Source organism: Peribacillus sp. TH27 (assembly GCF_016650915.1).
GTDB classification, from domain to species: Bacteria; Bacillota; Bacilli; order Bacillales; family DSM-1321; genus Peribacillus; species Peribacillus butanolivorans.
Window position 1 is genome coordinate 1,027,674 of record NZ_JAEKEV010000002.1, and the last position, 24,597, is coordinate 1,052,270.

The window sequence follows — 24,597 nt, forward strand, 5'->3', positions numbered from 1 at the left end:
TGCAAAATTAAACTACATGTCTGAACACGTAGCATAGGTGTTCTTTCTATTTCTCAGCCCCGTGGGTTTATTTCAACTTGTAGATGATGCCTATATGCTCAAACAATTCGGAAAGAAAGCATCCAAAAACCTTTTAAACGGTTAGATTATTCTTTCCTGCCTCTTATTAAAACAAAAGATTCACAAAAGAATGGATTGGGTACAATATGAACAGAACTGTTAAGCGTAGTATAAATTGCCCAAAATAATATTTTGAAGCATCAGGAGGAAGTTTATATGATTAATGAAAAAGTGGCTTTGATATTAGAAGATAAAATTAACGTTATTAAAAGTGGTGAAAAATCCATTTATTTAGTAGGCCCTATCAAATTACCCGTTAACTTAGAAGGCGAAACAACCATATTCCAATGGTATTGCTGGTTACGTTGTGAGAATATGGCAGGTCATTTTTGTGATGACGGCTCTTATAATACGGAAAAGATCATTGAAACTTTGGCCTCTTCCAATTTAGCGGAAATGCAGCAATCCAGTGTGTTACTGTATGGAGATTTTCAGCATTCTGCCGATGCCCTTATCCGTATGCATAGTATTTGCCATACTGGCGATATTTTTGGCAGCAAACGGTGTGATTGTGGATTTCAATTAAAGCAGGCTATGAAAATGATTGCGGCTCAAGGAACCGGTGCTTTATTTTATTTAGCGAATCACGAAGGAAGAGGCATCGGCTTATTTAGTAAAGCCATGGCTTATGTTCTTCAAGAAAATGGATTGGATACGGTGGAAGCGAACTTGGAGCTTGGGTTTGTTGATGATGCTCGTAACTATGATGACGCCATTCGAGTGTTAAAAAAACTGCGGTCCAATCCAGTGACTCTTATCACCAACAATCCGAGAAAATTAGCAGCCCTTCAAAAGTCAGGTGCCAATGTTGCAGGGAGAGTTCCGTTATGGGGAGATATCTCCGAGTATAATGAAAAATATTTAGAAACTAAAGTCGTACGTTCCGGTCATTTAAAAGATGTATATCTAAATGAGTGACTTGATTTTTATATGAAATTGGCTGTACTAATGAATGGCAAAACCGTTTCAAATCCCCTTGATGTATATGTCATTGTGATTGTTTACCGAATTGTTGGAATCAGAGTCTAGCAATGAAGATCGTACTTAATATTTCTCGTGCAAAGATCGATAATGGGATTGGAATCAGTCCCATAAAAATTGTAGCAAATCGTGAAAATTCAGAGATTCCTTGTCATTATTATCTTTATTAAAAATGGGATTGCCGACCAAATTGTTGAAACTGCAACTGTCCCAAAGACAGCAGCGTTTCTTCTGTTAGCGAGATGTTTTGAAAAACGATTGAGGCATTCATCCCAATCAAGGCTGCAATGATACCAATGGGTAATTACAAGGAAACCCGCATACATTCTTGCTTTCTTAGCCTTACCATCATCTTGTGTTGAAGCTATTGCCTGGATAATATTTTTGAGTTGCAAAGATGAAATCGATATTAGCTATAGTCCAAATAAGGAACTAGCTTTCTTCAGTGTGAATGGCAGGGTTGCAGGCGAGACTTCCCCCCTGACTAGAGGTTTAAGACCGTGTTTTTTCATTTTGCGGATTAATGTCTTATAGTAACGCCCAATACCTTGCAGCCTTGCGAATACTCCCTTCCCGCTGAATCATGCTCTCATTTAGCTTTTTCTCCACAGACTTAAATAAGTTTCTTTGGGCATCTCATTTTTTAAGAATTTTGATAGACTGACAACCGTATGTTGTTTTGCTAGGCAACTTGAGTGTAAATACAGTTGATGAAATTTGGATTATTTTAGGATTAACTAATTTTAAATTGAGACTGAAAGCATGAAATGCAACCTGTAACTCCCCCTAAAGTGAAATGGTTACACTTATAGGTTTACTTTCATCAGTTAGTAGACATCCCTTGCATGAGGTTGGCTTAACAATGGTTGCTCCTTCATTAATAATAATTTTCAGTTTCTTAAAAGTTGTATCACTATCTCCATTTACATTGTCTAAAGCCACATGAGACACCCCTGTGTAGGATAAAAAATAAATATTAGTGGTATCACTATCATCGAATTATTCCTTCTTGATCCTTTCGTATTTAATTAAGATTAGGACTGATCAAAACCATTCTTTCCTTGCCCTTTACCATTAACTAAGATAAATGTTTCTCGTACATTCTCTGACCGCAAACCTTTAATCTCCATTGACCTCAGTCCACAGCCTGCTAGTATGGCTTTGTTTCTAGTTTCCAGATAGTTTTTTTATAGAAAGAGGCCTCCATCGTCGCCTCCATTTCTTTAGCAGTGAAACCCTTCAACAATTTCCGTGGTACTTTTGGAGCTTCAACCTTTGTCGCAACGTTTACCTTTATATATTCCTCTCGCTCACACCAACTCAAAAATGCCTTAATCATCTTAAACATAGAAACGATACTTTGAGGTTGTAACCTGCTTTTTGTTTCACCCTTATATATGCCTTTAAGTCATGAGTAGTTATACTTTCTAATTCAGTAATAGCTCTTTTACAGGAAATTCTTCAACTGTTTAATCTCTTGCTTTTTGTTCTTCAAGATTTTCTCGGTAAACCCTTTCTTGGCATATTCCACGAACAACACAAAAAACCCCTCTCTCTGGTTTAGTTTCAGTCAGAGAAAGAGGTTTCGAATTAGTCTGATAAAAGATAAAGCAAAAACAATAGCCATTTATGATGAAAGTTTCACTCTATAAGGTAGTTTATGATTTGCTTATCTTATAATTGCTATCAATCAATTGATAAACCCTAAAGCTAAAGGTTTACTTTGTTTGTTGTTTATTCATGGCGCTCATCATTTGATTAATTTTCTTTTGGGATGGTTTCATACCCATTTGCATCATCATCATTTTCAACATTTGTTCGTTAATTGGCGGATTTTTCTTTAAGTAATCCATCATGTATTTACGAGCGATGAAAAATCCCAGCACTACTCCAGCAATCAATGCCAGTACGCCAACTAGAATGTAAACCCACATACTATTTCCTCCTTCATGTTGTCTAACATCAGTGTACTAGACCAAAGGTTATTATACAATACCCGCTACTGAAAAGTCCCCCATTTAGACAAATTTTCTTTCTTTTATCGGTTTTAACCAACCATATTTTTCGTGTTCAAAATCAATGGCCAGAAAACTCGCTTCGTATTTGCGAATACATTCAAAGAATGCTGTCTCCGCTTCATAGTCTCCATCAGCTTTAAGGGTAATAGAATCATCATGGATGGTTAATACTGCTTTGCTTGATCCACTCGTTTTTTCTAGATAGTATTTTCCATTCTGAGACCAAAAATTCATCTTTTTTTGCAAACGCTGTTCAATGGCTACCTGCAATTGGATAATAGGGACTGTCTTGGTGACAAATTCGATTTGTTTTTGCAAAATACTCTTCAGTCTGCCCCTTGCTTGAATATACTCCAAAAACAAATTGAAAAATAGCTTTTCTCTTCCATAATAATGATGGGCAAATTCATCTTCGATTAAAAAAATTTGATAGGTTCTCATTAGCCAATGCCTCCTAGCATTCCTATTTTGGAAACCAGAACATTTTTATTTTTCGATAACCCGCCATTATTTTCTATATTATAATGGCTACTCCCCTTTAATTGACATATTTAAACGAAAATTATTTATTCTTATTATATATTGACAAACCAACAAGATATGTTGTTTGCTGGAGAAATATTTTTCTTTTTTTGTCGAATAGAAGATTTACCGTAAATAATGGGCACTTTCAACATGCTTTAAGAAGATTCGATAAAAAAACTGACACCAAACTAGTTTGGTGTCAGTTCCGAATTTTATTTAAGCATTTCTTTCACACGAGCAACTACATTTTCTACAGTGAATCCGAACTCTTGCATGATCTTACCACCTGGTGCAGAGGCACCGAAATGATTAATTGCCAAGATTTCGCCTTCATCGCCAGTATAACGATCCCAACCAAACGGTGAAGCCACTTCGATTGCTAGACGTTTCTTAACAGCCGGGTTGATTACACTTTGTTTATATTCTTTAGATTGAGTTTCGAAACGATCCCATGATGGCATGCTGATAACAGAAACTTCAATTCCTTCTGATGCTAATGCTTTCTGTGCTTCAACAGCCAGGTTTACTTCAGAGCCAGTCGCAAGAAGTAATGCATCCGCTTCATCTTTATTAGAAGCAGATATAATGTAAGCCCCTTTTGAAACACCTTCATAAGCAGTTTCAGAAGTGTTTTTTATCGTTGGCAATCCTTGACGTGTTAGAACAAGGGCAGTCGGTTTGTTAGTTGACTCCATCGCCACTTTCCAAGCTGCTGCTGTTTCATTACCATCAGCCGGACGGATTACCCCAAGGTTCGGCATTGCCCGCAATGAAGCTAATTGTTCAATAGGCTCATGTGTCGGTCCGTCTTCCCCTACAGCAATACTGTCATGAGTAAATACATACGTAACAGGAAGACCCATCAATGCTGCCATACGTATAGCCGGGCGTAAATAATCAGAGAATACGAAGAAAGTTCCGCCATACACTTTTAAACCACCATGAAGGGTCATCCCATTCAAAGCTGCTCCCATAGCGAATTCACGAACACCGAACCAAATGTTACGTCCACTATAATTACCCGGTAATAGATCTGTCTCACCTTTAATGGCTGTATTATTAGATCCGGCTAAATCTGCTGAACCACCAATAAAGCTAGGAACCTTTTTGGCAATCGCATTTAAGACTTCTCCACTTGAAGCTCGGGAAGCTAATGTTTTTCCTTCTTCGTAGACCGGAATTTCCTGGTCCCACTCCAGAGGTAATTCACCTTTTATAGCCAGCTCTAATTGTTCAGCTAACTCAGGATGTGCTTCTTTGTAATTTTTAAACAGTTCGTTCCAAGCTTCTTCTTTTTTACTGCCTGCTTCGACGCAAGCTTCATTAAAGTGGGAGTACACTTCTTCAGGAACATAGAAATCCTCTTCAAATGTCCATTTGTATGCTTCCTTAGTCAGTTTCAACTCATCTGCACCAAGCGGCGCACCATGAACAGCAGACTTACCAGAACGGTTTGGTGAACCATAACCGATTACGGTTTTCACTTCTATTAATGTTGGACGTGCATCGTCAGTCTTTGCTTCTTCAATTGCCTTCGCAATTTCCTGAAGATCGTTTCCATCTTCTACGCGCAGATATTGCCAGCCATACGATTTGAAACGGTTAGCTACACTTTCACTAAATGATTGGCTTAAATCGCCGTCAAGTGAAATATCGTTTGAATCATATAAAACAACAAGTCTTCCAAGCTGAAGATGTCCAGCTAATGAAGCGGCTTCTGCAGATACGCCTTCCATTAAATCTCCATCTCCACAAATGCTATATGTATAATGATCAACCACATTATAAGAATCACGGTTGTAACTTTCAGCCAAGTGACGTTCTGCCATCGCCATCCCTACTGCCATTGCAATCCCTTGTCCTAGTGGTCCTGTGGTCGCATCAACTCCAGCTGTATGACCGAACTCCGGATGTCCAGGAGTTTTGCTACCCCATTGGCGGAAATTCTTCAAATCATCGATGGATAAGCCATACCCTGACAAATGAAGAAGGCTGTATAACAGCATAGATCCATGACCAGCAGAAAGAACAAAACGGTCTCTATTAAACCAATCAGGGTTTTTAGGGTTATGATTCATATATTCAGTCCAAAGTTTATACGCCATCGGGGCTGCACCCATTGGCATTCCCGGATGACCAGAATTAGCCTTTTCAATTGCATCAATCGATAATGTACGAATTGTATTGATAGAAAGTGCATCTAATTTATCTAACATATTGTAAAACATCCCTTCCTGTAATGTACCTCTTTATATTATAGTGACCTGCTTAATATCACAACTAAAATCACTAAATCCTTCCCCAATATTTCAATTTTCTAGTAACTAGAGAAGTCCACTATTTAGGTTAAGCTAAAAAGGAGAATACATACATGAATGCATTCTCCTTTTAATTCTAAAGACCATAAGAAGGCCCGCCAATGAAAAGTTCCATCAGATAGCCCCATTCATTAATGTAAGTTTCTTTTTTCCTTTATATTTTTAATTTTTTGAGGTGTGACATCATTTCCTTCCGGATCAACAACTTTCACATGTTCCAGCGTATCGGACATAGAACGTCTGAATGTTTCCAAGTACTCACTTCTCAATTGGGTTTGCTCTTTAGACTCAACTTCTGTTAAGCCTTCTGCCTTAGCCTTTTTAGAAAGTTCATTAATACGGGCTAGTTTTTCTTTTGATAGCATAATTTCGCTCCTTCTAATGTACGGATATTGACATCGTATTAAAAAAAAAGCGAAATTACAAGTTCTATGATTGACTTTCAGGTGTATTCTGTTGATATTCAAGAAAGCGCCTGTGAACTGTAGCTTTGGATACATTATAGCCAAAGCCCCTTAACGTGGCTGCGATTTCTGCAAACGTCAATCCATTTACCCGAAGTTTAACAATTTCTTCAATAGGTATCTCCTTACGGTCTCTTCCAGTAGAATTACTCTGGTTTTGAAGGTTTTTTTGAGGGCGATATCCCTTTTCCACTGCTCGTAACATCCCGCGTTTAATTTTTAAATTATGTAGTTTCCTTTGATATTCTTCTACAATGCCGACTATTTGGATAACCATAGCATCTGAATCCGATAGCTCAAGTTCCCCATCATGGGAAAGTGTATAGATTTTAACGCCTTCTTTAAGAACAACATGAAACAGAGCAATTTTTGCATTTCCTCTGCCTAGTCTCGTTTCGTCTTGAATTAATAGAACTTCAGCCTCTTTAGTTTTAAATAGATCCAGCATGTCAAAAATACCATCACGGTTTAATTCGTAACCGCTTGCTTGCTCTTTTATAATAGATACTACATCCATATCCATTTTCTCAGCCAATTTGACTAATTCATCTTCCTGCCTAGCTAACGATGTTTCCTGCGACTCTTTTTCCGTACTTACTCTACAATAAATTACTGCTTTCATAATACCCTACCTTTACTACTTACTGCTGACTTGCCAAATTCTGAACAAGCTTTTCACTTTTAACCGGAATGACGATGACTTGACCAGGTTTAATTGAATCTGCACTGACTTCGTTGTGCTCTTCTATCCAACCAATGAATTCTTTTTTTGTCAAATCAGCTTCTTCATATTTTTCTGCAATCTCCCATAAGGTATCACCTTCATTTACTTCTATTGAAAGAAAATTATTTTTTTGATTTTTGTCTAATGTGCAGGAGAATAAAATTGAAAAGATAAATACTGATCCCGCTAATAGAATCGTATAAATATAATTTTTGTACAACTTTTTCATAAATATCCCTCCAAGGCGAATGTTCGTTCGTATCTTATACCCAGATTATAGTACGAACGTTTGTTTCAGTCAACAACAAAATTCGAACTTATGTTTGTATAGAAATAGGGGCCATGCTATAATAAAGCAAAGAACTTTGGAGAAGAGGTGCACATATGACTAAACTATCAAAACGGCAGCAAGATATTCTTGATTTCATTAAAGAAGAGGTTCGCCAAAAAGGGTATCCACCTTCCGTAAGAGAGATTGGCGAAGCAGTGGGACTTGCATCAAGTTCAACGGTACATGGACATTTATCTCGTTTGGAAAGTAAAGGACTAATCAGACGTGATCCTACTAAGCCGAGGGCCATTGAAATCTTAAACATAGAGGAAGCCAACACTATACCTAAGACTAATGTCGTTAACGTGCCGTTGCTTGGGAAAGTAACAGCAGGCATGCCGATAACCGCCATTGAGAACATAGAAGAATACTTCCCACTTCCCGAAAGTATGGTTCCTCATGATGATCATGTATTCATGCTCGAAATCATGGGAGAAAGTATGATTGAAGCAGGAATTCATGATGGGGATTATGTCATCGTGAAACAACAGAGCAATGCCAATAATGGAGATATCGTAGTAGCCATGACTGAAGATGATGAAGCCACGGTAAAACGATTCTTTAAGGAACCGGATTACATACGGCTTCAGCCTGAAAATTCAAATATGGAACCAATTATTTTAAGAGGTGTCACGATACTTGGAAAAGTAATAGGCCTGTATAGACAAATACACTAAAAGCGCTAACTGCGCTTTTTTTGTTTGTCTAATTTATGTCCCATATTCCATCAATATGCATATGGAAGACTATGTTTTTGTGAATTTTTTATTTTTTAGTAGAAATCGTTTTTAATAGGAGTATCTACTTTTTCTCTTTAATCTATCAAGCGATCTTTGACTTCATATTTCAGTTAACAGTACCTATGTATTAAAAAGGCAAAATACCTCGTTTCGATCTTTCAGTACGGATGAAAGTGCTTAAGGAAAGTTTTTACTCATAAAACCAAATCTTGCTCCCTACTCATTTTTTTACTGCTCTCCTACTTCTACTGTAGTTAAACGTTTAATAACTGTCCAAAAGGTGTATCGGGCAATCTTTAAATCTTTAAGAGTAAAGACGGTGAAAAAGGATGATTTATGAGATAATTGAACGTTTTGTAGGTGAACTAGCTCAAGTAAACGGGGAAAGGAAAGACTGTCCAGAAACTCACTTCCGAAAAATACTCAAGTCGGAGACGTATTGACTTTTGAAGGTATTACTATCGAGGTATCCTAGGAAGAACAATATAAATAAAGAAAAGAAATGGATGGTTTAATGGAAGAACTTTGGGATGACTTACATCAAAAAAAACTTTGAATCCACCATTATGTAATGGATTCAAAGTTTTTTATTTTGAACCATGAAAAACCCTCAAACCAAGTCAAATCAAGAGCATTTAAACATTCCTCTTAATCGGTCTAAATCTTAAGGTATAAATACTTTATTGATGGTAAAAATTAATTAAATAAACCTTCCTTTACTTTCTCGTGAAAGTGGTGTTATTATTTGGATTTCCCAACCATCCATACAAACTTTTGGGATGCAGTAATAGCCATCCCAACTATCATAATCTTGACTCAAATTTTGAAGATCATGTTTCATATCCCTCCAAAATTCATACCTACAATTGCTATAGTTCTAGGATTAATCATTTCCATTTTCATTAGCCATCGTCATCACTTTGTAGCAGGCATTTTCATGGGCTGGTTCTATGGTTACGCAAGCATAGGCAATTATGCTGCGCTCAAAACTGCCATTTTGTCATATAGAGATTCTAATCAAAATAAGGATTAAGTAAACAGCGGTTTGCAGCTTTTTCTGCAGATGCAAGTATTCTTAAACCTTATTCTCCTTTTGAATTCAAGTTTAAGCTACATAGTTAATTCCTAAAAATACACACATCGAATTGTTTTATTAACAAATTTTCCTAAGTAGAAATCTTTAAATAAAATAAAGAGAGCCTTATTGCTTCTGCATAACGCTCTTCTCCCTGTATCCCCTAAACAAGATGCCCTCTCAATAAAGAGAGGGCTATTTCCTAATTTTTTTATTCTATTTTTCAATATAGACTGAGCGAATCAAAGTACGAGTTCTTTCAGTACCATCTATATTTTTTTCTTTTACATCAATCGTTATATTATAAACACCTGATTTAGGCACTTCTGGAAAGGCACCCGAAAAATTCTCTGTATCAATTTCTTTTATTGAGCTATTTTTAGCAATTTCATTTCCATCTTCATCAATAAGATGAACAGTAAAGGTGGTGCTAGTTGACTTATATTTATTTTTCATCGGAGTCTTTATTAAGAATTTTGCATCCTTTTGTTTTACTTTCCCGGACATACTTAATGTAATGGGATCCATTTCATTAAATTGTGCTGTTAACAGGAATGCATCTTTTGGTGACTTAGTCTTCATTCGTACCTTCCAGTTTCCAACTTCAAGGCTATTTCTTTTAAATGTTTGGATAGTTGCACCAGAAAAAAAGGATGATTTATTCTCAGTAGAGATTACTTGTAAGGAGGGTAAATATGTTTGATCAGATGGAGAAATTAATTCCACCTCTACATCATCTGAGGCTGTGTATATCGTTACATTACCAGAGGTTGGTTCATTAACATTGAAGGTTTGCTCGATCCAGGCATGTTGTTGCAGCATTCCTCCATGAACTGTTTGAGAAATATCAGTTTTAATAATCTCATCTTGAACTTGTTGTGTTGACTTAGTATTTAAACTTGGAACTCCAGCAATTGAATCACTTCTTAAGTATGGTTCAATTCTTGAAAAGACAGCAGAACCTATGCGTATGTTGTCGTGATCTAAGTTTGGATCAGTAAACAAATGGAAAGCATAAGGTAATTTTGCACTCCATACATTTACTAGACCATCATTTTCTCCATAAGAAGATAAATATTGTCCTCCCATTGATAAAGCGGAAAGAGCTGGACCTCTATTCATTCCTGTAGCGGTGTAATACTTATTTTTTCGAGAGTTTACATGGTTATCTGTGACTGAACGAAATTCTGCCATTTTTCCTACTTGCAAAGAGTATGTTCCATCATCTTTTTGACCAAGCAACGAACCCAGCCAACCCGCATACCAGCTATAAGCTAAATCAGCTAAGTTAGAACCATGATGAGGAGAAGCCAGAGTTATAACCCTTCCAACATAAAGATGTGCTCCATAGTGAACAAGGGCTGCTTGAGTGTCTGGCCCTCCCTTACTATGAGCTATAATATTAACTTTTCTTCCCCCAAAATGGTTACTGATATCAGCAAGTTTTGATGCTAAAAGCCTACCATTAGTATATTGGCTTACTGAACCATTTCCAGCCGCATCATAGAGCTGAACAAAAACAGTTTGGTAACCCGCTTCATATGCTTTTGTATACATATCATTTACACCATGATATTCCGTTTCTCCGTACCAGCTAGTTGAACTCCCATTTTTTCCTTGAACAAATACGATTGGTGGTTTATTTACATCTAGATTAGGTGGGATATCTCCTAGAAACCAATCCCCTGGTGTGAAAGTTTCAGATGGCGGCTTTAATTTCCCTGCCGAGGTAATGTTTGGCTTAACCATAACTAATATTGTTGAAATGAGGACTAGAAAAACGATATATTTAATTAAATTTCTTTTCAATTATTTTCTCCTCCTAGACCTTTTTTTGTATTTTCCGAATATCCAAAACCTCCTTTTCTCATTTTACAAGTCTTTATTAAGTCTATATTTGTGCTTTAGCAATCTATTACCTGCAATCTTTCTAAAAATGAGTGAAAAAAACTAGAGATGCTTCAACAATGTAGAGATAAAGTATGACTAGTATATCTATATCTTATTAATAAACATAGGTCCATCTCATTCAAGAGGTACTCTCATAAATAAAATCTCTAAAATCTGTAGCAGGTGCACTTCGGCCAATTTTTGGTTCAAAAAAAGTTTACAACATTTTTATCGGCATCAGGATGGGAAAACAAAAAGCCAACATTATAAAATGTCGACTCAATCAATACAACACTTAACATTATTCAGCTATAAAGGTAAAGGTCGGCATAGGTTTTATTTCGGTGCTACTTATAGCCGCTTCTAAAAAATTCATTTCCGATTTGATAAGTGTATTTAATCTTACTTTTGTTACATGTTATAGAATTAATCAATACAACCCCACAATAAGAAAGCCAACAATATTTATGCTGACTTTATCATTTTTCATATTAAACTTATCAAAGCTCTAGTTTAATGATAGCTAATTAGCCTCATGTATCATATTACCATCCATATAGCTGAAGATATGAACCCCTTCTTTTTCCAATAATACTGGCAGGTAGTGAGGTATTTTCTCTGGAATTCCAAGGTTTTGAGGGTCGAGTATCCAGTCAATTGACTTCCAATCTAAAATACCTTCTCGCATTTTCTTTGGTGTCTCATATACATGACTGCTATCTAACTCACCTAAAAAAACATGAAGCCCCTCGATTACACCCTCTGCAGTTTCCCATGTTATTGTACCTTGTGAGAAAAAATCTTCTAAGTGTATACCAGTTTCTTCCTCTAATTCACACAGAGCAGTTTCCTCTGGTGATTCTCCTCTTTCAATTTTCCCTCCCACACCGTTCCAAACCCCCATAATTGGCGCTTTTTCTCTATTAAGCATGAGCAATTTACTCCCTTGCTTAATAAAACAAACTGTATATTTGAACGACCTCATAATCCAACACCTCTAATAGAATATATTACTTTAAATTATTAATTAGATTATTCTTAAATCACTGCATTATCAGCTTACTAACTTGTGGCATCATCCCATTATCGAACAAAAAAGCCAACAATAATTAGATTGACCTATACTGATTCTTATTTTGTTCTTCTAGTTAGATCGTATATTTGCCTATTTTCAGAATAAGATTTCTTCATAAAAAAGCCATTTGTTTTGTATTTTCCCCAAAGTCTTTTTTTCACAACTTCAACTTTTCTTTTGCTTAGGAGTAGTGAATTCCCGATAGTATAGAAGTTTTCTATGATTTGTCGAATTAATTCCCATACAAAGTATAGGGTGACAGCATCTCAACTTCAAATATAGCACACAACTATTGAACAGAAGCAGATAGGAACAATTAGTAAAGAACCTGCGCTAGAGAATTTAACATTTTTATACTTATTTATGTACTTATTACCTTCTTCGATATTACTTTATTAGGTAAATATCTCCCTGGACAGTTACAATTGCACATCCGAATGTATCCAAAAGATTAAAGTACAATTTCTTAGAGAAAATTATTAAATTGAAATTAGTGTATTATTATCGATATTTGACATGAAATTCAGGATGATTTGTCTTTCTATAAGGAACAAGCCCTATCTCCTACAAAGGAAAGAGAGCTCAAATATTTTTATTAATCTTATTTGCAATTTCTTCGATTGCGCCAATTGCTCCTAGTCTTAGTGTACTAAATAATTCATTTCATAGATTTAATTAAATCCTTTCTTTTCGATAACTCATGTTGCCTTCCAAAAACAAATAGATTGTCTTTCTGGGTTTGATCCAAGAGTTCTTTTTTTATCAGCAGTTTTAAATAAAAAACCGTAAACTTCACTAAAGTAACTATCTAGGTTTACTTTCAACACAACTTCACCTGTGGATGGATCCATTACAATTGAATCACCCAATAAAATTCCATGGCCATAATAATCAATGCCTGCATGTTCTGGTTGCGCTTTAAAGCTAAGAAAACCTATCTTTAGAGTCTGAGAAATTTTTGGATGTTTGATTTCTTTAGGCACTTAACTCGCCACCTTTATACTCGTATTTCACACCAACAACAGGTAAATTAATTTCTGTGATAAGCTCTTCTTTTCTTTTGTCAAGTGTTTGTCTACGATTTGAAAACTAAACGAGATACTTTGCGCAAGAGTTATCCTGGCCCTTACCTCTAAAGGGGTACCCCAACATTTCGTGAATTGCTAATTAATATATAGAAAGTTGAAGCTGGTTTCTCTTACACTATGCACTTTTACTGAAATTCTTTGTTGATTCTCGTCCAAAAAAAGAAAAAATCTTCAAATTCCAGTAACGGGTTCGGTTTTGAGGTGCAAAAAAAAGAAATTTATTCTTCTTTACATAAGACTTGAGGGCTCAACTTATTAGTTTATATCCTTTACTTGCTAAAGGAATTGTTGCTCTGCCTGTTCCACAGGCTAAATCAATTATAGGACGGTTTTTGAAGCCCATTTCAAAAGATATGAAAGGTCTTCAATGTATGGTTCATTTTCCTTTTCTGTACAACACTTTGCGTATGTTTTGAGCTTTTAGTTGGTGGGTTCCCTTCTCGGAATGCAAACGGGGATTTATAGGGGAATAAACGAACTAGAAGAATCAGTTTTTTGTTTCCAACAAAAAAGACTGTCGAGACATTTTCGACAGTCCGATGGACTATATTTTAGTGGTGAACCTTTATTTGTGAAGGTTACCCTTGGGATTCTACGAACTCTTTTACCATAGGCGGACGGTGGTCTTTCCAAGGTCGAGCCTCTTCGATTTGGCGAGCAAGCTTAAGGAGAGTGGCCTCTTCCCCAAATCGACCAGCAAACTGCATACCGATAGGTAAACCATTATGACTCCAAGCAAGCGGAAGCGAGATAGCTGGTTGTCCGGTGGTGTTAAAAACATTTGTGAATGGAGCGTAAGTAAAGATCTGCTCCGTCCATTGTTCTGCACTTACTCCTGGGGCATTGGCATTAAGTTGACCCAAAAGAAGAGGTGGTTGTCCCGTGGTAGGAGTTAGTAAAACATCATAGTCTTTAAAAAAATCTCCGATTGTTCTTGACACCATATTCATAATATCCAAAGCTTGCAACAATTCGACAGCTGTCATCGATTTTCCATGCTGATAGCAAGCCCAGCTTGTAGCTTCTAAATTCTCCTCGGATGGATTTTTCCCCAGAAACTGGGCCACGTTATCCATCATATTTGCCAGATTACTTGTCCATAGTCGAACTGTTGCCAGCATGTGCTGTTCGTTATTAATGTATGGAGTAGTTTCCACTACTTCATGTCCCAGTTCTTCACAAAGTCTCACAGTCTCATATAAAGCTTTATTACATTCTGGATTAACAGGTACACCGGAAAGTGGTTTGTCTGTCCAAGCAATTCGAAGACGTTGAGGTGGTGTAGAGAGTTCCTTAAGATAAGGAGTGGTAGGGCGTTCAGCCCAAGCATAGCAGCCTAGATCTGGGCCTGTTACAGCATCAAGTAGTGCTGCCGTATCTCTCACGGTTCGTGTGAGCGCAAATTCAATACCAAGTCCACAAAGCACCTCTCCCATATCCGGACCAGTTGGTATACGACCTCGTGTAGGTTTTAACCCAATGAGTCCATTGCAAGAGGCAGGAATTCGAATCGATCCACCACCGTCGTTGGCATGAGCAAGAGGTACAATTCCTGCCGCAACAGCTGCTCCCGATCCACCACTGGAACCTCCTGAACTCCTTTCATTATTCCAAGGGTTACGTGAAGGGCCATAGAGAATAGATTCAGTAGTCGCATTAAATGCAAATTCAGGTGTGGCTGTCGTCCCGATGGTTACAAAACCAGCTTTGCGGAAACGTGCCATTAATTCTGTGTCATGAGGGAGTACGAAACCATCAGCTAGTTTACTCCCCATTCGGGAAGGGATGCCAGAGGCATGAAGAGCCATTTCCTTGATGAGAAAGGGAACCCCTTTGAACGGTCCATTTGGTAAAGCTTCCAGGTCACGTTTCGCGTTTTCCCTTTGAATACTAACTACAGCATTCAGCTTGGGATTTATTTCTTCTATAGCATGTAAGGCTGTTTTTATCAGCTCCTCAGGGGTGACTTCCTTACTTTTTACTAACTCTGCTAAACCAACACCATCATACTGAAGATACTCCGAAAACTTCATCAAAAATCCCTCCTGTTTTTTTAAAATATTATATATTTTCAGTATAATTAAGCGAGGTGAACTCGCCAATTACCTAAAAGGACCAAAAAAGGAGGAGAATGTACTACTTTTAGGTGAAATCGGTTGCAAAATTCAATATAATGGAGTTGGAATATTTTGATTTGTGTGGAGGGTATCAAAATGGAAAAGTTGTCTCGTAAAGATTATGAAGATATACATCGTGTCCTTCATGAAACCATGGTATCACCTGACATATACCGAAGACAGGTTCTTCAAGCTTTATCCCTTACGTTTGGATATGACAAATCTATATTCTGGATATCAGAATCTAATGGACATTTGGTTGACCCAACAAACCATAATATTCACGACCATATTATAGATCTTTACTGTAGTCAGTACTACCAAATGGATATTTTATATCCAATGAATATTAAAGAAAAAATGAGATGCAAACAAGTTATTACCATAAATGATGTAATGAGCACTTTTAAATACGAGAAAAGCTTATACTATCAGTCCTTTATGAAGGAGTACGGATTTTATGACGAATTAGGCGTATATCTAGTCCATCAAGCAAAACTGTTAGGTGCAATCGGCCTTGTTCGATATGAGCACGAAGAGCCATTTAATGCGAAGGATACTTTTATATTAGAGATATTGGCTAAGTCCATATCATTTTCTTTAGCGAACTTTCTTTCACTAGAAGAAATAGGGGCTCAAAAGAAAACACTAGAAATGCTTTCCAACGCCTCATCCACTGGTCAAATTCTTTTTAATTCCGCCATGACTATCTATCATGCAAACTCTGCGGCTAAGGAAATCTGCTCTATCCATTTTGCATCCCAAGTTATTCGAAACCCTGTTCAGCAATTTTTGCAGGAAGTGATATGGAAAGAAAACTGGAAACTAGGCTTAATCAGCAAGATTCTATTGCCTACCCGGCAAGAAGTTACGATTTATATTATGAAGGCTGACATCTCAAAAGATCATTACGTAGCTTACTTAAGTCTAAGTGATGAAAAAGAAGTACACCATCTAATCGAAGAAAAACTAACCACTAAAGAACGAGATATTCTAGCATACATTACTAAAGGATATACCAATGAGGAAGTATCAAAAGAGCTTTTCATTAGCGTAAATACAGTGAAGCGTCACCTTCAAAATATTTATCGTAAATTAGGGGTAAAAAATCGAACGAGTTTAAGTTATCTAGTTATGATGAGAGACTAGAGGCAATGAACCAGAAGAGTTCGTTGTTGATGAACTCCATCTATATTTAAACTTCGTTACAAGATTCAGGTGGTTTATGAATACTTTCAACAAAGGAAGGTTCTTCTTACCTTAGAATCGTATTTTTTATTATTTCATACTATGTATAAGTGAATGTAAATTAACCGTTAGCGTTCATTTCCTGAAGATAATTAAGTAATTGTGTAATAGTCCAATGTCCAAGTCCCTTTTCTTCAATAAAGAATTAGATGTTTCATGACAATAAAATGATTCCGTTAAAGGGCCAGATTGTTAAATAAGATAGTAGTTTAGTTATATAGATTATAAATACGCATAATGTTAAAATTTTCAGAGTATTTAAAAAATAATATTAAGGGGAGGATTATAATGAAACAAAAATTGTTCGTATTTCTTTCATTTTTGGCGTTAACCACAATGTCATTTTCTATTCCCAATGTAGAGGCTGCAAGTTATAACGGGAAGAGTCCAGTTTCTACTGGTTGTCAAAATGATGCCTACACGGCAGTTTCTACGAGTGTGAAGAAGGATAATGGAACCATTGTTGGAACAATTCAGGTAAAATATAGTCCATCCTGTAAGTCTGCTTGGGCGAAAACTACATTTAATTCTGCCTTGCCATCCGGTTATACAGGGAATGCCTTTATTCACCAGTTTAATTCCGATCATTCAATAAAGCTCCGATCATATGATTGTAATAGTTCTGGAGGAAATGGAAAAGTACTTTCCGGACAAAAATCATGTTATACCCCCATGGTTGATGATCCAGTGGGAAATTATGCGAAAGCAGAAGGATATCGATCAACAAGCTCGAATCCTTTTGAAGCTTATGGTATTACTGGATACTATTAATAGGGGTCCTGCCGACAAAACGCGAATACGCTAAGACAATTTTTGGAATAAAAAGCCCTGAACTTTCTACGCTAAGTAGAAGATTCAGGGCTTTGTTTGAAAAGACTTATCTTATTGTTGATCACACTTTTTCTTTAATATCTTTTTCATCATATTGTTTAACAGTTAGCCAAGGTTCAATTAGCATTTTTAAGTCCTGTTGAAATATGGTAGAATCCGCATTAATTTTGTTAATTCGATTACTTGGTTCGATTTATAACAATTGGAATGTGGCCCCTTAATCCTCGAATCGTTTCCGTGCCCCTAATAAAGTTGTATCGTTTTGAAAAAAGATTGATTGAAATATGGGCTATATTTGATGTGAAACGTTGATTTAACAACGTTTATAAATTTTTTAATCAATCTTTTTTATAAAAATTGAGTTGCTGTTATAAGTTATACAGGTTTGAAAAAAATAGAGCCCCTCAGTAAGATACGAGTATAGAGTCCAATCTAACTCAAAGTCTTAAGGAGGAAGCCCTACTATGAATTTTAAAATACAAAACAAACAAAATCAACTAATTGAAAGAATTACGGATCAACATCTAGTTGTTGGTGTGGATATCGCCCAACACGTACACGTGGCCCGTGCTGTAAACTATCGGGGCATTGTGATCGGGAAACCTTTGTCTTTTGAAAATAACGAAGAGGGTTTTACTAGATTACTAAACTGGATCAAGGAACTAAAACACATGAAAAACCTAGACACCACGATGGTTAAACTGAGGGAGTTCATTATGACTTATTGTAGAGTTGACACAAACTGTGCGGTAAAACTTCCTGGGAAGGTTGGTTGAAGAAGAAATGAAGTTATTTAATTAACTAAAAAGAGATTGTGATAGAGGAGACTTTTAATGGATAACTTTAAGCAAGCAATAGTTAATGGTGATTTTGTTAAAGCAAAACACATTGCTTTGAATATAGACGCGGAAAATCTTAAAGAGATTCTTTTTATTGTTGCCTACGATGATGAAAATATCTCACCATATAGTTTTGTGAATTACTTATTACTTGATAAGGAGACCTCAGAATTACATCATTTGGCATCATTTCTACTTAGTATGGCACTAAACAATATAAAGGGGGCATATCAAACAGCTTGTTTTCATGCGAGAAAGGCTGCAGAATTATCTCCTGACGATATTAGTTTTAAGGAATATTTACTGCTTTTTTATGACTTGCCAGAACAGTTATTAAGTAAAGAGGCAGCTAATGAAATAGCTAAAGAGATATTAATGATTGATCCTAATAATGCAACTGTAAAGAGCATCTTTTAAAGATAACAGACTTTTAATGGATCATCTTTAGGATGATATCGCATTACCGCATAGTACGAATAAACTGAGAGACTGTACTACACATATCCATACAGCCCTATTGTGAAAGCAAACGTCATTCACTGTGCGTTTATACTAAGCTTTTTCAACTAAACTACCTCTCTAGTTCCATTATAAAAAGGCTGCCACAGCAACCTCCCTTATTGAAGTAAAGAACCCGTTAGTGAAAAAAATTAACAGTATTGTTCTCTGAAAATCATATTGAATCTAGGCTTTAAAGTTATTTCGATAATATTTACATATCTGTCCGAATCACCGTGAAACAAACGAATTTTTGAATGCTCCTTTTTTCTTCCACAATTTCAATTTTATTAACAGAAAGTAATTCAATATATGACATACTTTATTTGTTTTCTTTTCCTTAACACTTAAAGTAAATTCGTGATAAAAAGGGGAAAGGATAATCTCATATATTTCTTTTTCATTTTCTAAAACAAAAGTTGATGTGTCGTAATAAAAAGCATCTGTCTCATCTTTCCTCTTAGGAATAGCTCCAAATACAGAAATTAGGTCTAATTCTTCTGGAAATTCCATTATTTCTCTCCTATTGAGTTATAAAAAATTTTTATAATAAGTAATTCACTTTAATCTTAAGATAATCCTTCTTAAACTAAACTACCCCTTTAGTTCCAAAAAGAAAAAGTCTGCCTTAAAGACAGCCCTGATCTTCAGCTAACGCACCCGTTAGTTCAACAACACAAGTATATTTAGCTTATCCATTACGCGTACCTATACGACATTCTTTTCCTTGAATACATTGAAATGTGGACAAGGAAAGTAGGTGTAGATTATTAGGATTTAATGTTAACTGACTTTCTCAATACCCATACGCATGCCGAGGAAACCAAATCCTCAAAGTCCCATGCCGAGCCACGAAGGATATTGCCATGTTGCAATGGATCCTGCATCATTCCCATCCTTCTGTTACCTTGCGGTATATCGGCATTACCGAAGAAGAAACGAATAATGCCTAGAAAACATATTTAGTGTCTTTCACTAAGACTTAAAGCTTGAAATTTAAGATACAAACGAGTTCTTGAACTATTTTTCTAAAAAAACACTTTAGTCAAAGTTGGTAAAATTCTCTTTCCAATCAGTAGTTTGCAGCCGGCTGTAGAAAATTAGAACATTAAAGTGTAATGGATATCCAACTCCATAGAACCAGTACAATATATATCATTATTGGATTGACTTTTACATAAGATTTTTACGGATTTTAGATTAGCGACAATTGCAGTAAACGATGAATTCGGAGCAACATCAATATCCTCATGATCATTGGACAATTTTGTTATGGTAACTTGCATTGCACATGAATTACTAGTGTTTATTATTGTGATGGTTCCCGAAGGATTTTTTATATTGGAATCCGACGAGGCACAAAAATACGTTTGTGTCGTAACGTCATCACATTTTTGGTTAATGGGAACACATCTGTGTATGCAAATAAGCTTTTTCCGGGGACATTTTCTACTCCGTTTTTTCTTTTTGGAGTGACAGATACATTCGCAATCTTTGTTTTTTTTTCGTTTGCACTTCTTTCCCATAAAGCCAGCTCCCCCCATATAACTTTGTATGAGGAATTCAGCCGAATGCACCACAACAAACATCCATTTTTCGGGAAAATAGGCCTTGTACCAGTTAAAAATGTACAGGCTTTACATACTATGAAAAGAGGTGGTGATATTATGTGTGGAAATTCATCAAGTTCTGCCGTGTTTAATTTTTGTAATAATGTGTCCAAGCAAATTGTCAACATTCAACAATGTAATCCCATTTTCCAACCTACTCCGAGCGTTACTCCTCTTACCTACTTTACTAATCCAACGGGGTTAGTAATAAATGGTTCATTTACCGTAGTTAATACCAGTACTTCTTCCGTCTTTAATGTTGACTATACAACGGGAGTCACGACATCAACCATCGTTGTTACACCTGGTCGCTCGGAAACGATCTTCGTTGAAGATTTGAAAACCATTACTATCGAAAGTCTTACAGGAGCAACACCTGAAGCCAACGCAACAGGAAGTTTAGTATTAGATTTGCACTATTGCGTAAAATGCGCTTAGTTAAGACGAATAATCCAATTCACCATTGAGCCTTTGAATTTCTGCTTTATGATTATTCAGGATACGGCGGCGGTTACGAAGGCTGCTGCAAAATAGTATGAAAAAAGCCGACCTTTATTGGTCGGCTTCTTCAGCTAACCTGCCCCGTTAGTTGCATAAAAAAATTAAAGAGCGAAACTACGGAAATAATGAAGTGATAGATGTTGTCATTCTTGTTAATTCTACGTTAGATATCAAAGAAGCTCATGATATTTCACCCCATGTGGAGGAAATAATAGTTAAAGATTACGGAGTGTATCGTGTTCATGTCCATGTAGAGCCAAATTAATAAGTTAACAATTAATATGTTATCTTTCTTCTATTTGCAACTCCCGTGTGCTAGGATTGTTCTTTCATAATAGATCGCTTCAATGGAGTAATGAAAAAAGGCTATTTTCTCAATTTAATGTGAGAAATTAGCCTTTTTAATATTGTAATTTCCTTAACGTTGTAAAACCGCATTTTCCTGACGCTACCCCTTAAAGAAAAAAATAAACCTCTTTTTTAAACGGCACTGAATTAGTACCATAACCCGTCCTTCAAAAAATATCTGCAAATACTCTGTTTAAATCTTAATAAACAATTAGTTCCAAAGTGATTATCAATAAGGTTGGAGGTGCGATAGCTAATCTTCCTCCAATCTTTTATTTAACAAAGTCTCGCTGTTTTTAATAAGTCATTCAAACAAGCAAGCTAGTTTACATAAACCACCTTATCAGAAGTAAATCCATTGGAACCCTCGATTCCAATGAATTTTTCTATTTAGGTACTTGTCCAAACTCTTTTCATCCTTTTACATAAACTGGTGATATAACCTCTTCTAACGCAAACATGATTTAAATAAAAAAGTATTATTATCATTTATCCCCTCAAGCGACTGGAGCTACTGAAGACACAGGACCAACCTTTTTAGCAGCCATCATGTTACCGGGGAACTCATCTTAATAGTATTCTTTATCACTAAATAACGCTTGAAACTCCTTATCATCTGCGAAACATCGAAAAACAAATCCATTGAGCAATCTTGTCTTACCCAAACAATTACCTCTATAAATGGAGTGAACTCATCTTTTAATGGTTATTTTCTAACCTTAGGGTTAACTTTAGTTGAATAGTCTTCTGTTAGGTGAGGCTCCTGTATAGAGATACGTTGCATCCCAAAAATGTCGAAAGGCGCCGATGGGTCAACAGGAAAAATCGGATTATGGTTTTTCTTAATGTAGCTGGTAAAACCTATGCTATACAATGCTAAAACTCAACAAGGGGAGAACATTTAAGCATTTTTTTTGTTTTTTTATGGGCTCCTTTCTGTGTGAAAGGAGCCTTTATATTTTGGAGGTGAGGAATGCATGGGCACTGACGACCCCAATTCGTTGGAAAAACGCAAGTCGACAACAAGAAAGAGGCAACGAAGGTGTTCATGTCCTCTTGTAACAACTAAGAAGACTCATAACCTTTAATGCCTTGATCTATAACGCGAGGTGTAATGTAATATGATTAAAATGTATTTATACGATCATGAGAACCAAGAGATGACCACTGAGTTTAACCTATCTAACGTGCAAGAGCATTTAAAACATCCTAATAATTTGTTGTGGATCGATATTTACGATGTAAAAACCCCTGAATTATATAAAGTGGCAAAGATTTTTGATTTTCACCCTTTAGCAATTGAGGATTGCCTGCATGACAGTCCTCGGGCTAAGATTGACAACTACGAAGATTACCAGTTCTTCGTTTTACATGCCCTTCGGTATAACGAGGAAGAAGATAAGGAAATTACGACCCTAGAGTTAAACGTATTTGTCGGCCCCAATTACGTAGTGACAATCCATAAAGAAAAATTGAAATGGCTTGGCCAGATGGATGTGATTTGTTCTAAGAACACAAAATACATGGATAAGAGTGCAGATTTTCTTTTGTATGCTCTTGTAGACGGCATAACGGATGAATACTTTCCGATTCTTGACCGCATTAACATCCGTATTGATGAACTAGAAGATGAGATTTACGATGAAGAAATAAGGGGAGTGACAGAAGAATTCCTTGCACTAAAAAGAACAATCATTTTAATTCGACGCGTCATCCTTCCTCAGCGTAGGATCTTCATGACTGTGGACGGAAAGTGGAAGTTTGAAATACGGGAAGAAAATGCGCCGTTTTATGTGGATTTAATTGACCATCTCGAGAGGATAGTGGACTCTACTGAAACGTACAGAGATCTTGTAAACAGTGCTTTGGAGACGTATTATTCCATTATTAACGCAAAATCCTCTGAAAAGTTAAACGTTTTGACCATCATTTCAACCGTAATGTTACCATTAACTTTCGTAACCGGTTTTTTTGGAATGAATGTTCCTTTACCCTATCAAGATTCTCCATTCTCAACGATTATCATTTTAGGGATCTTAGTCATTTTAACCTGGGGCATGTGGAAATACTTTAAAAAAAATCGCCTGTTATAATTATAAAATATTCAAATTAAAGAGGTCTCCAAAAGGTGTAATCTTTTGAGTACCTTCGGATAAAATGGGTACCCATTTCAAAAGAGGTTGGGTACCTTTTATTTAGATGAAAATGTTCCTGCAAACTCATGGAAATCAACACCTAATTTTATTTATTCATAGTTCGTAAAAGTTAATGTTAATTTGCGAACGTTCGCAAACTGTTTTATTACTAAAACGAACACTAAAGCTGGCTGTTTTGTAAAGAAATAGCACCGTTCAGAATTGTCTACTTTTACGAACCTACAGCTTTCATAATTAGATAAATAAAGATGAAATAGAAAAAGCTCTAGTGGTAAATCTAGGGCTTTTTATCGATCATCTAGCAAACCCTTGCTACATCAAGGTTGTATAAAATCCTGAATAAAGGATAAAAAACACACAAACGCCAAACTCTTGAACCATATGGGTTTGGCGTTTTTGCTATCTTCTTATAGTTGACTTTATGTTAACTAGTATAGAGCATTCATGTGTTCCTTAGAAACCTTATTCAGCAAAAGGGCCAAATTGCAGAAGATCATTTTCCAATCAGTCTCGTTAAAGCTATCCCAAGAAATCCAACACCCATTCCTATCAGCCATCCGTTGTGGGAACTTCCTAACAAATCTCCCACTCCTCCACCAAGAAACATGCAGCCAACGAATACTAATCCTCCAACGCCCCATTTCTTCCGATCCATAATTCGATCACATCCTTTCAATAAAACATATGCTTTTAGCTAACTAACCTTTCTTGAATATGATATGTTAATTATTTTGCTAGAGGTGGTATAGTTGTTTGGCTTAGGATCAGCAATGGTCAGGGAATTCAAAAGATGGAAATTGACGACTTTGAAGGCATTGTAGGAGGTGAATTTAAATATTGAATTTAAGGGGGATAAGAAATGAAGAAAATAACAAAATTTTTCTTCTTTTCGCTATTGATATTACTTTTCTTAAACGGATGTAATTCAAATAATGTAAATGAGGATATATTTCAATTTAAAGATTCTTATGTAGGTGATAACGGTGCAGTAGGAAATATTGTAATGCAATTACCATATAGGGGTACAGTCACATGCCCATCAAGCTAATGAAACGAATTTCCCCCAAAATGAAAAAAGCGTTATTCTTTCAGTAAACTAC

23 protein-coding genes, 2 pseudogenes and 1 riboswitch are annotated in these 24,597 nt (G+C 36.2%); of the genes and pseudogenes, 11 read left to right on the forward strand and 14 right to left on the reverse strand.

The genetic code is table 11. The features are described from left to right. The first annotated feature begins 276 nt into the window (after positions 1–276). Positions 277–1,038 carry a GTP cyclohydrolase II gene (locus JFU24_RS06255; RefSeq protein WP_056523817.1) on the forward strand — a complete coding sequence of 254 codons (762 nt, stop codon included), beginning with the start codon at positions 277–279 and terminating at the stop codon, positions 1,036–1,038. Between the two features lie 849 nt (positions 1,039–1,887). Here JFU24_RS06255 and JFU24_RS06260 read toward each other — a convergent pair. The 7 genes from JFU24_RS06260 to yneA form a co-directional block, all read right to left on the reverse strand. Further along, a complete protein-coding gene (locus tag JFU24_RS06260) occupies positions 1,888–2,043 on the reverse strand; it encodes a hypothetical protein (RefSeq protein WP_201181202.1) in 156 nt (51 codons plus the stop codon). A gap of 776 nt (positions 2,044–2,819) precedes the next feature. Beyond that, a complete protein-coding gene (locus JFU24_RS06265; RefSeq protein WP_034312934.1) occupies positions 2,820–3,035 on the reverse strand; it encodes a YneF family protein in 216 nt (71 codons plus the stop codon). 84 nt (positions 3,036–3,119) lie between these two features. After that, a complete protein-coding gene (sirA, locus tag JFU24_RS06270) occupies positions 3,120–3,560 on the reverse strand; it encodes a sporulation inhibitor of replication protein SirA (protein ID WP_201249729.1) in 441 nt (146 codons plus the stop codon). Between the two features lie 296 nt (positions 3,561–3,856). Continuing rightward, a complete protein-coding gene (gene tkt, locus JFU24_RS06275; RefSeq protein WP_201181206.1) occupies positions 3,857–5,860 on the reverse strand; it encodes a transketolase in 2,004 nt (667 codons plus the stop codon). A gap of 233 nt (positions 5,861–6,093) precedes the next feature. Next, the gene (locus JFU24_RS06280) at positions 6,094–6,327 is read right to left on the reverse strand and encodes a DUF896 domain-containing protein (protein ID WP_201181208.1); all 234 of its coding nucleotides are present in this window, start codon (positions 6,325–6,327) and stop codon (positions 6,094–6,096) included. Positions 6,328–6,391: 64 nt separating this feature from the next. Beyond that, positions 6,392–7,048: a YneB family resolvase-like protein gene (locus JFU24_RS06285; RefSeq protein ID WP_201181209.1), complete on the reverse strand. Its 657-nt coding sequence runs from the start codon at positions 7,046–7,048 to the stop codon at positions 6,392–6,394. A gap of 19 nt (positions 7,049–7,067) precedes the next feature. Further along, positions 7,068–7,379: a cell division suppressor protein YneA gene (yneA, locus tag JFU24_RS06290; protein WP_201181210.1), complete on the reverse strand. Its 312-nt coding sequence runs from the start codon at positions 7,377–7,379 to the stop codon at positions 7,068–7,070. Positions 7,380–7,534: 155 nt separating this feature from the next. Between yneA and lexA the strand changes: the two genes are divergently transcribed. Continuing rightward, positions 7,535–8,158, forward strand: coding sequence for a transcriptional repressor LexA (gene lexA, locus JFU24_RS06295; protein WP_053345509.1), 624 nt, complete (start codon positions 7,535–7,537; stop codon positions 8,156–8,158). Between the two features lie 808 nt (positions 8,159–8,966). After that, positions 8,967–9,254: a hypothetical protein gene (locus JFU24_RS06300; RefSeq protein ID WP_098174826.1), complete on the forward strand. Its 288-nt coding sequence runs from the start codon at positions 8,967–8,969 to the stop codon at positions 9,252–9,254. Positions 9,255–9,512: 258 nt separating this feature from the next. On the opposite strand, the gene JFU24_RS06305 is transcribed toward JFU24_RS06300, so the two are convergent. From JFU24_RS06305 to JFU24_RS06320, 4 genes are all read right to left on the reverse strand, one after another. Further along, entirely contained in the window at positions 9,513–11,045 is a 1,533-nt protein-coding gene (locus JFU24_RS06305) for an esterase/lipase family protein (protein WP_397444178.1), read from the reverse strand. A gap of 664 nt (positions 11,046–11,709) precedes the next feature. Next, complete coding sequence (locus JFU24_RS06310; protein ID WP_201249731.1) at positions 11,710–12,171, reverse strand: NUDIX hydrolase; 462 nt, start codon at positions 12,169–12,171, stop codon at positions 11,710–11,712. A gap of 788 nt (positions 12,172–12,959) precedes the next feature. Beyond that, positions 12,960–13,244 (reverse strand): YqaI family protein, encoded by a 285-nt coding sequence (locus JFU24_RS30140; RefSeq protein WP_342214675.1) that lies wholly within the window; start codon positions 13,242–13,244, stop codon positions 12,960–12,962. Positions 13,245–13,927: 683 nt separating this feature from the next. After that, positions 13,928–15,382, reverse strand: a complete 1,455-nt coding sequence (locus tag JFU24_RS06320) for an amidase (RefSeq protein WP_201249732.1) — start codon at positions 15,380–15,382, stop codon at positions 13,928–13,930. A 180-nt stretch (positions 15,383–15,562) separates the two neighbouring features. On the opposite strand from JFU24_RS06320, the gene JFU24_RS06325 reads away from it, so the two are divergent. The 4 genes and pseudogenes from JFU24_RS06325 to JFU24_RS06340 all read left to right on the forward strand — a co-directional run bounded on the left by JFU24_RS06325 (position 15,563) and on the right by JFU24_RS06340 (position 18,801). Then, entirely contained in the window at positions 15,563–16,615 is a 1,053-nt protein-coding gene (locus tag JFU24_RS06325) for a LuxR C-terminal-related transcriptional regulator (protein ID WP_201249733.1), read from the forward strand. 387 nt (positions 16,616–17,002) lie between these two features. After that, positions 17,003–17,485 carry a DUF2690 domain-containing protein gene (locus JFU24_RS06330; protein WP_201181217.1) on the forward strand — a complete coding sequence of 161 codons (483 nt, stop codon included), beginning with the start codon at positions 17,003–17,005 and terminating at the stop codon, positions 17,483–17,485. A gap of 524 nt (positions 17,486–18,009) precedes the next feature. Next, positions 18,010–18,243, forward strand: a pseudogene (locus JFU24_RS06335) (IS110 family transposase); the annotation flags it as partial. A 135-nt stretch (positions 18,244–18,378) separates the two neighbouring features. Continuing rightward, positions 18,379–18,801: a hypothetical protein gene (locus tag JFU24_RS06340; protein WP_201249734.1), complete on the forward strand. Its 423-nt coding sequence runs from the start codon at positions 18,379–18,381 to the stop codon at positions 18,799–18,801. 312 nt (positions 18,802–19,113) lie between these two features. Here JFU24_RS06340 and JFU24_RS06345 read toward each other — a convergent pair whose 3' ends face one another. Then, entirely contained in the window at positions 19,114–19,395 is a 282-nt protein-coding gene (locus JFU24_RS06345) for a hypothetical protein (protein WP_201249735.1), read from the reverse strand. Between the two features lie 587 nt (positions 19,396–19,982). Further along, a complete protein-coding gene (locus JFU24_RS31245; RefSeq protein WP_446728154.1) occupies positions 19,983–20,471 on the reverse strand; it encodes an S-Ena type endospore appendage in 489 nt (162 codons plus the stop codon). Here JFU24_RS31245 and JFU24_RS06350 point away from each other — a divergent pair. From JFU24_RS06350 to corA, 3 genes and pseudogenes are all read left to right on the forward strand, one after another. Beyond that, positions 20,454–20,930, forward strand: coding sequence for an S-Ena type endospore appendage (locus JFU24_RS06350; RefSeq protein WP_201224955.1), 477 nt, complete (start codon positions 20,454–20,456; stop codon positions 20,928–20,930). The two genes, JFU24_RS31245 and JFU24_RS06350, sit on opposite strands and share 18 nt — an antisense overlap. Positions 20,931–21,087: 157 nt before the next feature. Continuing rightward, a pseudogene (locus tag JFU24_RS06355) lies at positions 21,088–21,258 on the forward strand (cation transporter dimerization domain-containing protein); the annotation flags it as partial. A gap of 822 nt (positions 21,259–22,080) precedes the next feature. Beyond that, positions 22,081–22,242: riboswitch (M-box (ykoK) riboswitch) on the forward strand. A gap of 220 nt (positions 22,243–22,462) precedes the next feature. Next, positions 22,463–23,434 carry a magnesium/cobalt transporter CorA gene (corA, locus tag JFU24_RS06360; protein WP_201181223.1) on the forward strand — a complete coding sequence of 324 codons (972 nt, stop codon included), beginning with the start codon at positions 22,463–22,465 and terminating at the stop codon, positions 23,432–23,434. A gap of 556 nt (positions 23,435–23,990) precedes the next feature. Here corA and JFU24_RS06365 read toward each other — a convergent pair. Then, complete coding sequence (locus JFU24_RS06365) at positions 23,991–24,152, reverse strand: hypothetical protein (RefSeq protein ID WP_200949483.1); 162 nt, start codon at positions 24,150–24,152, stop codon at positions 23,991–23,993. A 204-nt stretch (positions 24,153–24,356) separates the two neighbouring features. On the opposite strand from JFU24_RS06365, the gene JFU24_RS06370 reads away from it, so the two are divergent. Continuing rightward, complete coding sequence (locus JFU24_RS06370) at positions 24,357–24,545, forward strand: hypothetical protein (RefSeq protein ID WP_201224957.1); 189 nt, start codon at positions 24,357–24,359, stop codon at positions 24,543–24,545. Positions 24,546–24,597: the final 52 nt, after the last annotated feature.

Coding starts and splice junctions, on each gene's coding strand:
- JFU24_RS06365 (WP_200949483.1), bottom strand. CDS start 24,152: ATGGATCGGAAGAAATGGGGCGTTGGAGGATTAGTATTCGTTGGCTGC.
- JFU24_RS06340 (WP_201249734.1), top strand. CDS start 18,379: ATGGATAACTTTAAGCAAGCAATAGTTAATGGTGATTTTGTTAAAGCA.
- JFU24_RS06280 (WP_201181208.1), bottom strand. CDS start 6,327: ATGCTATCAAAAGAAAAACTAGCCCGTATTAATGAACTTTCTAAAAAG.
- JFU24_RS06310 (WP_201249731.1), bottom strand. CDS start 12,171: ATGAGGTCGTTCAAATATACAGTTTGTTTTATTAAGCAAGGGAGTAAA.
- JFU24_RS06350 (WP_201224955.1), top strand. CDS start 20,454: ATGCACCACAACAAACATCCATTTTTCGGGAAAATAGGCCTTGTACCA.
- JFU24_RS06325 (WP_201249733.1), top strand. CDS start 15,563: ATGGAAAAGTTGTCTCGTAAAGATTATGAAGATATACATCGTGTCCTT.
- JFU24_RS06320 (WP_201249732.1), bottom strand. CDS start 15,382: ATGAAGTTTTCGGAGTATCTTCAGTATGATGGTGTTGGTTTAGCAGAG.
- yneA (WP_201181210.1), bottom strand. CDS start 7,379: ATGAAAAAGTTGTACAAAAATTATATTTATACGATTCTATTAGCGGGA.
- tkt (WP_201181206.1), bottom strand. CDS start 5,860: ATGTTAGATAAATTAGATGCACTTTCTATCAATACAATTCGTACATTA.
- JFU24_RS06255 (WP_056523817.1), top strand. CDS start 277: ATGATTAATGAAAAAGTGGCTTTGATATTAGAAGATAAAATTAACGTT.
- JFU24_RS06330 (WP_201181217.1), top strand. CDS start 17,003: ATGAAACAAAAATTGTTCGTATTTCTTTCATTTTTGGCGTTAACCACA.
- JFU24_RS06370 (WP_201224957.1), top strand. CDS start 24,357: ATGAAGAAAATAACAAAATTTTTCTTCTTTTCGCTATTGATATTACTT.
- JFU24_RS31245 (WP_446728154.1), bottom strand. CDS start 20,471: ATGTTTGTTGTGGTGCATTCGGCTGAATTCCTCATACAAAGTTATATG.
- JFU24_RS06345 (WP_201249735.1), bottom strand. CDS start 19,395: ATGGAATTTCCAGAAGAATTAGACCTAATTTCTGTATTTGGAGCTATT.
- corA (WP_201181223.1), top strand. CDS start 22,463: ATGATTAAAATGTATTTATACGATCATGAGAACCAAGAGATGACCACT.
- lexA (WP_053345509.1), top strand. CDS start 7,535: ATGACTAAACTATCAAAACGGCAGCAAGATATTCTTGATTTCATTAAA.
- JFU24_RS06265 (WP_034312934.1), bottom strand. CDS start 3,035: ATGTGGGTTTACATTCTAGTTGGCGTACTGGCATTGATTGCTGGAGTA.
- sirA (WP_201249729.1), bottom strand. CDS start 3,560: ATGAGAACCTATCAAATTTTTTTAATCGAAGATGAATTTGCCCATCAT.
- JFU24_RS06285 (WP_201181209.1), bottom strand. CDS start 7,048: ATGAAAGCAGTAATTTATTGTAGAGTAAGTACGGAAAAAGAGTCGCAG.
- JFU24_RS06305 (WP_397444178.1), bottom strand. CDS start 11,045: ATGGTTAAGCCAAACATTACCTCGGCAGGGAAATTAAAGCCGCCATCT.